The sequence below is a fragment of the Rathayibacter sp. VKM Ac-2928 genome (genome assembly GCF_022815545.1).
Lineage (GTDB): Bacteria > Actinomycetota > Actinomycetes > Actinomycetales > Microbacteriaceae > Rathayibacter > Rathayibacter festucae.
Genome location: NZ_JALGRU010000005.1, coordinates 239,821 through 252,145, shown reverse-complemented (window position 1 = coordinate 252,145; position 12,325 = coordinate 239,821). Strand labels below are relative to the sequence as shown.

The window sequence follows — 12,325 nt, the reverse complement described above, 5'->3', positions numbered from 1 at the left end:
GTCGGAGCGGGAGAGCGCTTCCGCGACAATATACCCATCGACGAGTCGGAGGAAAGATGAGCGAGGACGCAGCACGCGGACGCGATCGGCAGCAGGTGCGCGCCGAGACCGCGCGCTTCGACGACCCGCGGGAGCTCGGGCGGCTGCTGCCTCCGGGACTGCGGATCGGACTCGCGCAGAGCGCCTTCCAGACGGAGGGCTCGCTCGAGGCCGGCGGTCGCGGCCGCTCCGTCTGGGACGACTTCGCCCTGCGGCGCGGCACGATCGCCGAGGAGGCGACGCCCGAGTTCGCCACCGACTTCGTCCTGCGCTGGCGCGAGGACCTCGCCCTGCTCGTCGACCTCGGCGTCGACGAGCTGCGGCTCTCGATCTCCTGGACCCGGCTGCAGCCGGACGGGCGCGGACCGATCGACCGCGGCGGCCTCGGCTTCTACGACCGCCTCCTCGACGAGCTCGCCGGGGCCGGGCTGCGGATCGCGCTCACCCTGCAGCACCGAGACACCCCTTCCGCGCTCAGCGGGGGCTGGATGAATCGCGACACGGCCTTCCGCTTCGGCGACGTCGCCTTCGAGATCGGCTCGCGGCTCGGCGACCGGGTGGCGGACTGGATCACCCTGGATCAGCCGTCGACCGTGTTCCTCGAGGGCTACGCGCTGAAGAACCAGGCGCCGGGGGCCGGGCGGCTGTTCAGCGCGCTGCCCGCGCTGCACCACCAGCTGCTCGGGCACGCGGTCGCGGTCGAGGCGCTCCGCTCCGCCGACCTCGCCGGGCGCATCGGGCTCGTCGACGCGCAGGCCGTGGTCGAGCCGGCGAGCGAGTCGGAGCGGGACGGCGCGTGGGCGGCGCTCGCCGACGTCCTGCAGAACCGGCTCGTCGCCGACGCCGTGCTCACCGGCGTCTATCCGTCGGGGCCGGAGGAGCTGCCGCCGTTCCTCGCGCCGCTCGCGGGGGTCGATCCGGTGGATCTCGCCCGCATCAGTGCCCCGCTCGACTTCTACGGAGTCGCGCCGCTGGCCCCGCAGCGGATCGCCGCCGGACGCGACCCGGCGCTGCCGACCGGGCCGGGTGCTCCGCCCGCTCTGCCGTTCCACGCCCGGCCGTGGCCGGAGCTCGACCGGACCGGTGACGGCTCGCCGTTCGCGCCGTGGGCGCCGGTGGCGGTGCTGCGGAGCCTCGTCGAGCGCTACGGCGACGCGCTGCCGCCGCTGGTGCTGACGGAGCTCGGCGCGAGCTATCCGGATCTGCCGGACCGGCAGGGCGCGATCGTCGACACGGAGCGGATCCGCTGGCTCGGCGCGCACCTCGGGGCGCTCGCCGAGGCCGTGCACGAGGGCCTGCCGCTGGAGGCCGTCCAGCTGTGGACGCTGGTGGACGCCTTCGAGTGGCAGCACGGCTACACCCGGCCGCACGGGCTGGTGGCGCTGGACTCCCGCAGCCGCGACCGCGTGCCGAAGGCCTCGTTCGACTGGCTGCGGCGCGTGCTCGACGAGCGCTCCTGACGGCGACTGCCTGCGGGTCTCGATACGCTCCTGCGGGGCTGCTCGACCAGCATGGGCCGCATGCTGATCGAGTAGCCCGCGGAGCGGGCGTATCGAGATCCACCACCGTCCGAAGCCGAGTCTGCAGACCCGCCCTGCTGGGGACGGTGGGTCTCGATACGCCCCTGCGGGGCTACTCGACCAGCATGAGTCGGGGCTGCTCGACCAGCAGGGGCCGGGGCCGCTCGAGCAGCAGGGGGGCCGGTCCGGCGTGGGAGACTGCCGCGATGCGCAGCCTTCTCGCCCTCGCCTCGATCCTGCACGCGGAGCCCGCCGTGGTGCTCGCCGCGCTCGCCGACGTTCTCGCCGCCGACGACGGGCCGGCGTTCGAGCGCTCGGCGGACGGGCTCGAGCGGCGGCTGCCGGTCGTCGGCCTCGAGCAGTGGCGGGTGCTGGCGGACGAGGAGGGCTCGCGGGTCGAGTGCGAGCTGGTCGCGTCGGGAGCCTCGTCCGCACTCGCGGGGGTGCTGGCCCGACGCCGGATCCGGGACGCGCCGGAGCGGTTCCGCACCGTGGTCACCGCCGTCGCGGACGTCGTCGAGCCCCGAGCCTGAGTGCCCCCCGCACGGGGAATGCACGACCCCCGCGCGCTGTTGTCCTCGATAGCGGGGTGAGGCCCGAGTGCCTCGCCCATCGGATCGCTCGGAGGAGCTCGAGGCAGATGGCAGGAACAGGAATGAGCAAGGGACGGGGAGTGCGCGGCGCCGACGAGGAGATCGTCTACCGCCGTCACGCGAACGGACGCGGCATGGTCGCTCCGGGATCGCGCGTCTCCGCGTCGGCGTACGTCGAGACCGGCGCCTACGTCGAACCCGGCGCCACCGTCGGGGAGCGCGCGTGGATCGGCGCCGGCAGCTGGGTCGACCGCGACGCGATGATCGGGCACAGCGCCTTCATCGGCGCGAACGTCCACGTCGGCCCGGAGGCCATCATCGGCCCCGGTGCCCGCATCGGCAGCTACTCGCGGATCGGCGGCTCGGCCGTCGTCGCGACCGGCGCGCGGGTCGACCGCGACACGGTCATCACCCCGGGCAGCCGGTTCGGCACCGACGACGGCGTCCGCGAGATCGGCCGCCGCGCCGCGTAGGCCCGCACGACCCCACGACCCTGTTCCGCCCGACCTCGACGCTCCCAGAGCGGCACCGAGGCGGCGGAATAGGGTCGTTCCATGTTCGAACTCCATCACCTCAGCGCCCAGGAGCAGTGGGACTGGCTGCAGCGCGGCGAGATCACCCCGCTCGAGCTGACCGAGCACTACCTCGCCCGGATCGAGCGCTGGAACGGGGAGCTCGGCGCCTTCACCACCGTGACCGCGGACGCGGCGCGGGCCCGGGTGGCCGCGATCGACTCCGTGCCGCGCACCGCGCTGCTCTGGGGGCTGCCGAGCGGCGACAAGGACCTCTGGCGCCGGGCCGGCGTCCGGACCACCTTCGGCTCGCGGCTGCGCGAGTCGTTCGTCCCCGACGCCTCCGACGAGATCGTCCAGGTGCTCGACACGTCGGGGGCGATCAGCCTCGGCAAGACGGCTGCGCCCGAGTTCGGCATGCCCTCCTACACCGAGAACCTCGTCGGACCGCCGACGGTCACGCCCTGGGACACCTCGCGCGGCGCGGGCGGGTCCAGCGGCGGCGCGGCGAGCGCGGTCGCGGCGGGACTGCTCCCGTTCGCACCCGGCTCCGACGGCGGCGGCTCGATCCGCATCCCCGCCGCCGCCTGCGGTCTGGTCGGTCTCAAGCCCTCCCGCGGCCGGGTGCCGGCGCTGTCCGGAGTGGGGGGAGTGGGCGGCCTCGTCGTCGCCGGTCCGCTGACGCGCTCGGTGGCGGACGCCGGGATGCTGCTGGAGGGGATGCTCGAGCGTCGCAACGGCGTCGTCCCGCAACGCACGGCGCTGACCGCGCCGGGGGACGGCGACGGCTCCTTCCTCGGTGCCGCTGTGCGCGGCGAGGGCCGGTTCCAGATCGGCGTGCTGACGGCCTCGCCCTGGGACGAGGAGTACGACATCGGGCTCGCTCCGGAGGCGCGCGCCGCTCTGGACGAGGGCATCGCCGCGCTCTCGGCGCTCGGCCACGGGCTCGACGACGCGGTCCTGTCGCCGTCCGCCGCCTACCCGGATGCGTTCCGTACGCTCTGGCAGAGCGGGGCGTCGACGCTCCCCGTCGAGGGCGACGAGCTCGAACTGCTGGAGCCGCTCACCCAGTGGCTGGTGCGGGAGGGACGGAAGCGCTCGGCCCGCGAGATCGTGGAGGCGGCGGGCGTGCTGTCGGCCTACGAGCGCGTGGTCATCGCCGCCTTCTCGCCGTTCGACGCGATCCTCACCCCGTCGATGACGATGACGCCGCGGCCGGTCGGCTGGTACGACGCCGAGGATCCGGAGCGCAACTTCGAGCAGCAGGTGCGCTACACGCCGTACACCTCGTTCGTGAACGTGAGCGGCCTGCCCGCGATCGCGCTGCCGCTGAGCGTCACGGCGGACGGCCTGCCGATGGGGATCCAGCTGATCGGGCGCCCCGGCGGCGAGGCGGTGCTGCTGTCGATCGGCGCGCAGCTGGAGCGCCGGGCGCGCTGGCAGCGGCGGCACCCGCCGCAGTGGTGACCGGCCTCCGGGGGACCGCCGCCGACACCCGGCGAACGGACAGCTCTGCACCCTTGGCCGGCCAGGTTAGGCATGCCTATACTTACTTCCGATGTGCATGTTCGAGGGACGAGACGGCTCGGAGCCGGTCGACGTCAAGCAGTTCCTGATCGCGGGTGACGAGACCGTCGTGCCCTGGATCCAGAGCATGCTCGACGCGCTCCCCGCGAACGCCCGGGGCCAGGTCTTCGTCGAGGTCGACGACGCCTGCGGCCTGCCGCCGCTCTCGGCGCCCGGCCGCGTCTGCGTCACCTGGCTCGGCTGCTCGCAGCGCTCCGGCGCTCCCGGCACCGGTCTCGCCTGCGCGCGCGGCGTCGCGCTCGACCGCGCAGTGCGCGCCTGGATGGGCGAGATGTCCGTCGTCGACGGCGACTACCCGTGGGCGGACGACCGGCACGACTTCTGCGCCTGGATCGGCGGAGAGGGCGCCGTCGTCGCGGAGCTCGCCGCCGACGTCGACGCCCGCCTGCGGGTCTCCGCGGAGCACGCCGCTCGCTGAGAGCCACTCAGGATTAGGTAAGGCTTACCTTCTCTGCGAGACTGGACAGGTGCCTCCGCTGACCGAAGCCCCCGCCCGCCCGGCCTACCGGCCGTATCTCGCGACCGTCGCCCGCGCGACCCGGATCGCGCCGCACTTCATCCGGATCACGCTGACCGGTGACGATCTCGGCTCGGTCGGCTGCACCGGCCCGGACCAGCGGATCAAGCTGGTCGTGCCGACGCCGACCTCGAGCGCGCACGACTTCATGGGCTCGGTCGCGGACGAGAGCGGACCGGACGGCCTCGCTCCCGACTGGTACACCCGCTGGCGGGAGCTGCCGGACGCGCTGCGGAACCCGCTGCGCACCTACACGATCCGTGCGACCCGCCCCGAGCTGGCCGAGGTCGACGTCGACTTCGTCGCGCACGGCGACACCGGCCCCGCCTCCGCGTGGGTCGAGTCGGCCCGCGTCGGCGCGCAGGTCGTCATCATCGCGCCCGATACCCGCTCGGAGCTGGCCGGCGGCGGCGTCGAGTGGCACCCGGGTGCCGCGACGACGCTGCTGATGGCCGGCGACGAGACCGCGGTCCCCGCGATCAGCGCGATCCTCGAGAGCCTCCCCGCCTCGGCGACGGGGGCCGCCTTCCTCGAGGTGCCGAGCGCGGCGGACGTCCTGTCGCTCCAGCACCCCGCCGGTGTCCGCGTGCACTGGCTCGTGCGCACCGGAACCACGCCGGGAGCGCAGCTCGGCGACTCCGTCCGCGGCTGGGCGACCCGCTTCCTCACGGCGCATCACCGCGGGGTCGAGGTGTCCGACGTCGACGTCGACAGCGAGATCCTCTGGGAGGTGCCCGCGGAGCGCACCGACCCCGGCCTCTACGCCTGGATCGCCGGCGAGGCGGGCGCGATCAAGCTCATCCGCCGCTGCCTCGTCACCGAGCTCGGCGTCGACCGGACGCGCGTCGCCTTCATGGGCTACTGGCGGACGGGCCGCTCCGAGGCCAACTAGCCTCGCGCCGCGTCCCCTCCGCCGTCAGAGTGCGGCGGGGACGCCGACCAGGCGGCTGGAGAGTGTCCAGAGATCGCGGCCGAGCTGACGGTCGCGGGCCTGCGCCGCCACGGAGCCGCCGGGGCGGAGTCCGTCGAAGTAGCTGCCGCTCGCCGCGCCGACGTCGGGCTCGGACGCCAGCGTGATCAGCGGGACGGCGCCCGCCTCGGCGGAGATGCCCGGCGACCCGCTCAGCGACAGCAGCGACATCAGCCGCGAATCGGCGCCGAAGCCGGTCGCGACGACGCCCGGGTGGAACGAGTAGGCGTCGACGGCGGTCGGCAGCAGGCGCTCGGCCAGCTCGCGGACGAAGAGGATCGTGGCGAGCTTCGAGGTGCCGTAGGCGCGCCAGCCGCCCAGCCACGGCCCGCGCCGGCGGTCGAGGTCGTCGAGCGAGAGCCTCCCGATCCGATTGGCGGCGCTCGCGGTGGAGACCACGCGGGCACCGGGGCGCTCGCGCCCGGTCTCGATCAGGCGGGGGAGCAGGAGCCGCGTCAGCAGGAACGGGGCCAGGTGGTTGCTCTGGACCGTCCGCTCGTGCCCGTCGACCGTCTCGCCGCGGTGCGAGACGAGCCCGCCGGCGTTGTTCGCGAGCACGTCGATGCCGTCATAGAGGGCGAGCAGCGCCGCGGCGAGGTCGCGGACGTCGTCGAGACGGTCGAAGTCGGCGAGGAACGGATCGCCGCCGATCTCCGCCGCGACCGCGCGGGTCCGCTCCGGGTTCCTGCCGACGACGGCCACCCGGGCGCCGGCCGAGGCCAGCGCGCCGGCGGCGACCCGTCCGATGCCGGAGCTCGCCCCGGTGAGGACGACGACGCGCCCCGTCTGATCAGCGACCACGGACGTAGCCGCCCTTCTCGAGGCCGGCCTCGATCTCGAAGCGGTTCCGCAGCGGGTCGCGGCCGGCGACGAAGTACATCAGCGGGAACCACATGCCGAAGGTGCGCCACTGCTCCTTATGCACGGCCTCGTGCTCGAGCACGCGGTCGGAGACGTTGCTGTCCGTCAGGTAGCTCGTGCCGACGCAGGAGCCGCCGCGGCCGAAAGCCCAGGAGGGCAGGCCGGTGAAGACGACGAGCCCGTTGCGGCGCTCGATCGGGCCCGTGCTCCAGAGCGCGCCCCAGGCCAGCCCGACCGCGCAGGCGAAGAGGTAGCCGGGCCGGGTGATCGCCGGGTCGAGGGCGACGACCGCGACCGCGCGCCGCAGGGCGCTCACGCGCTGTCGCGCCCGTAGGTCTCGAGCAGGCGCAGCCAGACCTCGCTGATCGTCGGGTAGGAGGGGACCGCGTGCCAGAGGCGGGACAGCGGGACCTCGCCGACGACGGCGATCGTCGCGGAGTGCACGAGCTCGCCGACCTCCTTGCCGACGAACGTGACGCCGAGCAGCACCTTGCGGTCCTCGTCGACGACCATCCGGGCTGTTCCCTTGTAGCCCACGGCGGCGAGCGAGGCGCCGGCGACGGAGCCGATCTCGTAGTCGACGACCCGGGTGCGGTAGCCGGCCTTCTCGGCCGCGGCGGCGGTGAGGCCGACGGAGGCGACCTCCGGATCGGTGAAGACGACCTGCGGCACGGCCTCGTGGTCCGCCGTGGCGACGTGGGCGCCCCAGGGCGCGTCCTTCACCTCGACGCCGGTGCTGCGGGCGACGATCACGTCGCCGGCGGCGCGGGCCTGGTACTTGCCCTGGTGGGTGAGGAGCGCGCGGTGGTTGACGTCGCCGACTCCGTACAGCCAGGGCGTGCCGGAGCCGACCGGGGAGCCGTCCTCGCCGAGCACGAGCATCGTGTCGTCGACCTTCAGAGAGTCGCCCGGCTCGAGGCCGACGACCTCGAGGCCGATGTCGCGGGTCTGCGGGGCGCGGCCGGTGGCGGCGAGGATCTCGTCGGCCTCGACGACGTCGCCGCCCTCCAGGGTCACGGCGACGGTGCCGTCGGCGCGGCGCTCGACCGAGGCGGGGGAGCCGCCGAGGCGGACGTCGACGCCGAGCTCGCGGAGGGCGTCGCCGACCAGCTCGCCGGCGAACGGCTCGAACGGGGCGAGCAGCCCGCTCCGGGCGAGCAGCGTCACGGTGGCGCCCATGCCGGCGTAGGCCGTCGCCATCTCGCAGGCGACGACGCCGCCGCCGATGACGACGAGGCGGTCGGGGACGATCTCGGCGCTGGTCGCCTCGCGGCTGGTCCACGGCGAGGCGGCGCGCAGCCCCGGGATGTCGGGGACGACGGCACTGGTGCCGGTCGCCACGGCGACGGCGCTCCGGGCGTGCAGGACGCGGACGGAGCCGTCAGGGGCGGTGACGCTCACCTCGCGCACGCCGCTGAGGCGGCCGTGGCCGCGGACGAGCTCGATGCCGGCGCCCTCGAGCCACTGGACCTGGCCGTGATCGTCGAAGCCGCTGGTGACGGAGTCGCGGTGCGCCAGGAGCGCGGCGATGTCGACGCCGCCCGTGACGGCCTGCGCCGCTCCCGGGAGGTCACGGGCGGCCCGCAGCGCCATCGGCGCGCGCAGCAGCGCCTTGGACGGCATGCAGGCCCAGTAGGAGCACTCGCCGCCCACCAGCTCGCTCTCGACGATGGCGGCGGTGAGCCCGCCCTGCACGGCGCGGTCGGCGATGTTCTCGCCGACCGGCCCCGCGCCGATGACGATCAGATCGAAGGTGTCGGTCGCTGCGGTCTCGGTCGCGGCGTCGGTGCTCGGCGTGGTCATGGTCTCTCCGGATCGTTCTCGGGGGCGGATCGCCCGTTCTGTCCTGGACTCCGGCGCCGTACAGCCCGGAGGACGTTCTCAGTGCGCGGGCACGATCTCGGCCCGCCAGCCGTCGTAGCGCCCGCCCTCACGCTCGACGACCTCGATCACCTGGCGGAGGAAGGCGGTCGTCGCCTCCTCGTCCACCGCGGCGTGGTGGCTCGCGACCAGCACGAGGCGCAGCCGCAGGCGCGAGATCGCGATCTCGAAGCCGGAGGCGACGAGCGCCCGCCCGGCCCGGCGCGCCCTCGAGCGGCGGGAGAAGACGGCGAAATGGTCGACCTCGCGCAGCTCCCAGACCTGGTCGCCGTAGCGCAGGCGGACCTCGAGCTGCTGGGCCGCGCGCTCGCGCTGGGTGTCGAGGACGGACCGCTGCCGGGCCGCGGGATCGGCGGTGCCGGTGGTGGTCGGGACGGACGTGGTCACGGGTGCCTGCTCGCTCATCGGCCGGTGAACTCCGCTCGGGTGCGGGAGAGGAAGGCCTGCATGCCGATCCGCGCGTCGTCGGAGGCGGCGAGGCGCGCCAGCTCGGCGGGCAGCGCGGCGGCGGCCTCGGCGTCGGAGGAGGCGACGGCGAGCCGGGCGCTCGCGAGCGCCGCCTGGACGGCCAGCGGGGCCTGTGCGGCGATCCGCTCGGCGAGCGTCCGCGCCGCCTCGGCGACGGTGCCGTCGGGCACCACCTCCTGGACCAGGCCGATCCGGTGCGCCTCGCGGGCGTCGAACTCGTCGCCGGTGAGGATCCAGCGCATCGCGTCGCCCCAGCCGGCCGCGCGCGGGAAGCGCAGCGTGGCGCCGCCGAAGGGGAGGATGCCGCGCGCGACCTCGATCTGCCCGAAGCGGGCCGACTCCTCGGCGACGACGACGTCGCTCGCGAGCGCCAGCTCGATGCCGAGGGTGAGGCAGGTGCCCTGCAGGCCGATCACGACGGGCTTGGCCACCGGGCGGGTGCGGATCGCCCACGGGTCCAAGCCGCCCTCGGGCACGAAGTCCAGGCCGTCGCCGCCGAGCCGCGGCCCGATGTCGGCCAGGTCGAGCCCGGCCGTGAAGTGGGCGCCCTCGGCGAGGACGACGCCCGCGCGCAGCTCCGGATCGCGGTCCAGCTCGCCGTAGGCGGCGGCCAGCTCGCTCAGCAGCCGGAAGTCGGCGGCGTTCCGCTTCTCGGGCCGGTCGAGGACGATCTCGAGCACGTGCCCGCGCCGTTCGGTGCGCACACGTCGCCGGTCGTCGCTCATCGGTCCTCCGCTCGGGTCGCGTCCGTCCATCTTGCCCGGTGCCGCCGACACCGGGTCGCGGCGGGGCGCCGATTCGGAGTCGCCGCTCAGGCCGACGGCGTGCGGGCCGGTGCTCGGACGCCGCGGAGTGCTCAGACGCCGCGGGTCGTGGCGCCGACCAGGCGGAGGATCGTCGGCAGGTCGTCGACCGCGGCGGTCGGCGAGGAGGGCGCGAACGAGGTGAGGCCCGCGCCCGCGAGCGGGAACCGGGCCCGCAGCGCGGCGAGGCACTCGACCAGCCGCGAGGCGGGGACGCCGAACGGCACGGGGTCGAAGAGACCGGCGACCTCGGCCGGGTCGAGGACGTCGAGGTCGATGTGCACGTAGATCGAGCCGGCACCGGTCGCCTCGACGGCGGCGACGAGCGCCTCCGGATCGAGCGCATCGACGCCGAGGTGGGTGGCGCCGCGCTCGAGCAGTCCCTCGAGCTCGCCCGGGTCCGAGGCGCGGACGCCGGCGAGCACGACATGCTCGTCCGCGATCCGGTCCGCGACGGACGCGCTGAGCAGTCCGACGCCGCGGCCGAGGACGGCCGACAGCACCATGCCGCAGAACGCGCCGCTCGGCGAGGTCTCCGGCGTGTTCGCATCGGGGTGCGCGTCGAGCCAGACCAGGGCGACCGGACCGGGGGAGGAGCGGACCGCGTGCCCGATCGCCGCGAACTCCACGCCGCAGTCGCCGCCGATCGTCACGATCGGCCCGGGACGGCCGGCCAGCGCCTCGCGGACCCGCTCGGCGGTCACGGCGACGGACGCGTAGCGACGGACTCCGGTGTCCTGCGCGTCGCCCGCCTCCGGAGGGACGTCGACGACGACCGTGGCGGAGGAGGGCAGATCGCCGCGGATCGCCTCGGCTCCGTCGACGAGGCGCATGGCCCGCGTCGAGGCGGACCCCTGCCACTGGGGGACGACGAGGAAGGAGGCCATGGCTCTCACTATGGCACGCGGCTCGCGGGGCCCGAGGCTCCGCCCGATCAGGCCGCGGGGAGCTCGCCTGGCGCGCCCGCGAGCGGATCCGCGGACGGCGCCTCGGGGCCGTCGAGGTCGAGCAGCGCCTCGTCCAGCGCGGAGCGGGCGCGGTCGTCGGCCGCCCTCGCCTGCTCGAGCGCTGCGGCGGGATCGGCCGCCGCGAGGTGCAGGGCGGCGTCCAGCTGGGCGCGGGTCTCCTCGGCGAGGATCCGCGGCGCGGCGGTGATCCGCTCGCCGTGCACGGCCGCCAGCAGGGCGACCGCGTCGGCCCCGAGCAGGGCGACCGTGCGCGCGCCCTCGACCAGGAGCAGCTGCCGCTCGGCCTGCGCCCGCGGCTCGCGGTAGCCCGCCACCACGGCGTCCAGCGCGGCGTCGGCCTCCAGCAGCAGGGCGAGCACGGCGGAGGGGTCGTGGCGGACGTCCGAGGCGCGCGCGTCGTCGGCGCTGAGCAGCAGGCCGGTCGCGGCGGCGCAGGCGGTCGCGACGTCGGCGGCGGAGGCGAGCTGCGCGGCGGTCCGGACGCCGGTCAGGGTGGCTGCGCGGTCGAGGTCGTCCCGCACCGAGCGCTCCAGCGCGCTCAGCTGGGTCTCGGCGCGCTCGAGCAGCGCCGTCTGCGCCTCGACGGCGTCGAGCATCGCAGCCGCGGCGGCGTCGTCGCGCTCGCCGGCCGCCTCGATCGCCTCGCGGAGCGGGCGCACCTGGCGCTCCGAGGTGGTGCCGGCGAGGACGGAGACATCGGCCCGGGAGCGGTGCAGCCGCTCGGGGAGGGACGGGGGCGGCGAGGTCACTCCGTGATCGTACGGGCCCTGTGTTACCGACCGTGTCGTCGCGGCTCGACCCGCCGCGCGACCCCGCCCAGGATGGAGGCATGCCAGGAACGCTCGCCATCGTCGAAGTCGCCTCGGCACGCCCCGGACGCGACGAGTACCACGCCTACGTGCAGATGCTCAACGGCCGCATCCTGGGCCTCGCCCGCGAGCTCGGCTGGGAGGCGGAGCGCTTCGCGGCGGAGGACCTCGGCACCGCGCGGCTGCTCGAGCGCACGCTCGGCGCCGACGCGATCGTGCTGGCCGGCGGCGAGGACATCGCCCCCGAGCGCTACGGCGTCGCCCGCGGCTACGCCGGCGAGGGCCCGCACGCGGAGCAGGCCGACGCCGCCCAGATCGCGCTGGTGCGCCGGGCGCTGACCCGCCGCACCCCGCTGCTCGGCATCTGCCGCGGACTCCAGATCGTCAACGTCGCCCTCGGCGGCACGCTCGTCCCGGACCTCGGCCCGGAGGCCGCGCACCTCAACGCCGATGCACCGGTGCACGAGCGCATGCACCGCCACGACGTGGTGCTCGCCGCGGACTCGACCCTCGGCGGCCTCTTCGGCGCGGAGGCGCTCGCCGTGCAGAGCGCGCACCACCAGGCGGTCGACGCGCTCGCTCCCGGCCTCCGGGTCGTCGCCCGGGCGGAGGACGGCGTCGTCGAGGCGCTGGAGCACCGGGACGCGCCGATCGTCGGCGTGCAGTGGCACCCCGAGGATCCGGCGGCCCCCGCCGGGCAGCTCGCCGTCCTGCTCGAGGGGCTCGCGCGCGCCGTTGCCCGGCAGAACCCGGTCGAGGCCGTCGCCGCCTGAGCGACGCCGACGCCGACCCGGATC

14 protein-coding genes are annotated in these 12,325 nt (G+C 75.2%); 7 read left to right on the top strand and 7 right to left on the bottom strand.

Features of this window, described 5'->3' with window-relative positions:
• The first annotated feature begins 56 nt into the window (after nucleotides 1–56).
• The 6 genes from MT350_RS18410 to MT350_RS18385 all read left to right on the top strand — a co-directional run bounded on the left by MT350_RS18410 (nucleotide 57) and on the right by MT350_RS18385 (nucleotide 5,660).
• Nucleotides 57–1,499, top strand: coding sequence for a glycoside hydrolase family 1 protein (locus MT350_RS18410; protein ID WP_132437736.1), 1,443 nt, complete (start codon nucleotides 57–59; stop codon nucleotides 1,497–1,499).
• A 266-nt stretch (nucleotides 1,500–1,765) separates the two neighbouring features.
• Nucleotides 1,766–2,092 carry a hypothetical protein gene (locus tag MT350_RS18405; protein ID WP_243598517.1) on the top strand — a complete coding sequence of 109 codons (327 nt, stop codon included), beginning with the start codon at nucleotides 1,766–1,768 and terminating at the stop codon, nucleotides 2,090–2,092.
• 122 nt (nucleotides 2,093–2,214) lie between these two features.
• Complete coding sequence (locus MT350_RS18400; protein ID WP_133963110.1) at nucleotides 2,215–2,625, top strand: transferase; 411 nt, start codon at nucleotides 2,215–2,217, stop codon at nucleotides 2,623–2,625.
• Between the two features lie 81 nt (nucleotides 2,626–2,706).
• Nucleotides 2,707–4,131, top strand: a complete 1,425-nt coding sequence (locus MT350_RS18395) for an amidase (protein WP_243616390.1) — start codon at nucleotides 2,707–2,709, stop codon at nucleotides 4,129–4,131.
• 97 nt (nucleotides 4,132–4,228) lie between these two features.
• Nucleotides 4,229–4,669 (top strand): SIP domain-containing protein, encoded by a 441-nt coding sequence (locus MT350_RS18390; protein ID WP_243616389.1) that lies wholly within the window; start codon nucleotides 4,229–4,231, stop codon nucleotides 4,667–4,669.
• 49 nt (nucleotides 4,670–4,718) lie between these two features.
• A complete protein-coding gene (locus MT350_RS18385) occupies nucleotides 4,719–5,660 on the top strand; it encodes a siderophore-interacting protein (protein ID WP_243616388.1) in 942 nt (313 codons plus the stop codon).
• 24 nt (nucleotides 5,661–5,684) lie between these two features.
• Here the strand turns inward: MT350_RS18385 and MT350_RS18380 are convergent, their stop codons facing one another.
• The 7 genes from MT350_RS18380 to MT350_RS18350 form a co-directional block, all read right to left on the bottom strand.
• A complete protein-coding gene (locus tag MT350_RS18380) occupies nucleotides 5,685–6,539 on the bottom strand; it encodes an SDR family NAD(P)-dependent oxidoreductase (protein ID WP_243616387.1) in 855 nt (284 codons plus the stop codon).
• On the bottom strand, nucleotides 6,529–6,915 hold the full coding sequence (locus tag MT350_RS18375; RefSeq protein ID WP_123705115.1) for a Fe-S oxidoreductase: 387 nt from the start codon (nucleotides 6,913–6,915) through the stop codon (nucleotides 6,529–6,531). Before MT350_RS18375 ends, MT350_RS18380 begins: the two co-directional genes overlap by 11 nt.
• Nucleotides 6,912–8,402, bottom strand: a complete 1,491-nt coding sequence (locus tag MT350_RS18370; protein ID WP_243616386.1) for an NAD(P)/FAD-dependent oxidoreductase — start codon at nucleotides 8,400–8,402, stop codon at nucleotides 6,912–6,914. The genes MT350_RS18375 and MT350_RS18370 overlap by 4 nt, the downstream gene beginning before the upstream one ends.
• A gap of 78 nt (nucleotides 8,403–8,480) precedes the next feature.
• Nucleotides 8,481–8,867 (bottom strand): ribonuclease E inhibitor RraB, encoded by a 387-nt coding sequence (locus MT350_RS18365; RefSeq protein ID WP_165909157.1) that lies wholly within the window; start codon nucleotides 8,865–8,867, stop codon nucleotides 8,481–8,483.
• A 14-nt stretch (nucleotides 8,868–8,881) separates the two neighbouring features.
• Nucleotides 8,882–9,673, bottom strand: coding sequence for a crotonase/enoyl-CoA hydratase family protein (locus MT350_RS18360; RefSeq protein ID WP_243616385.1), 792 nt, complete (start codon nucleotides 9,671–9,673; stop codon nucleotides 8,882–8,884).
• 131 nt (nucleotides 9,674–9,804) lie between these two features.
• Entirely contained in the window at nucleotides 9,805–10,638 is an 834-nt protein-coding gene (locus tag MT350_RS18355; protein WP_243598525.1) for an arginase family protein, read from the bottom strand.
• 47 nt (nucleotides 10,639–10,685) lie between these two features.
• A complete protein-coding gene (locus MT350_RS18350) occupies nucleotides 10,686–11,468 on the bottom strand; it encodes a hypothetical protein (protein ID WP_243616384.1) in 783 nt (260 codons plus the stop codon).
• Between the two features lie 80 nt (nucleotides 11,469–11,548).
• On the opposite strand from MT350_RS18350, the gene MT350_RS18345 reads away from it, so the two are divergent.
• Nucleotides 11,549–12,301: a gamma-glutamyl-gamma-aminobutyrate hydrolase family protein gene (locus MT350_RS18345; protein WP_243616383.1), complete on the top strand. Its 753-nt coding sequence runs from the start codon at nucleotides 11,549–11,551 to the stop codon at nucleotides 12,299–12,301.
• Nucleotides 12,302–12,325 lie beyond the last annotated feature (24 nt).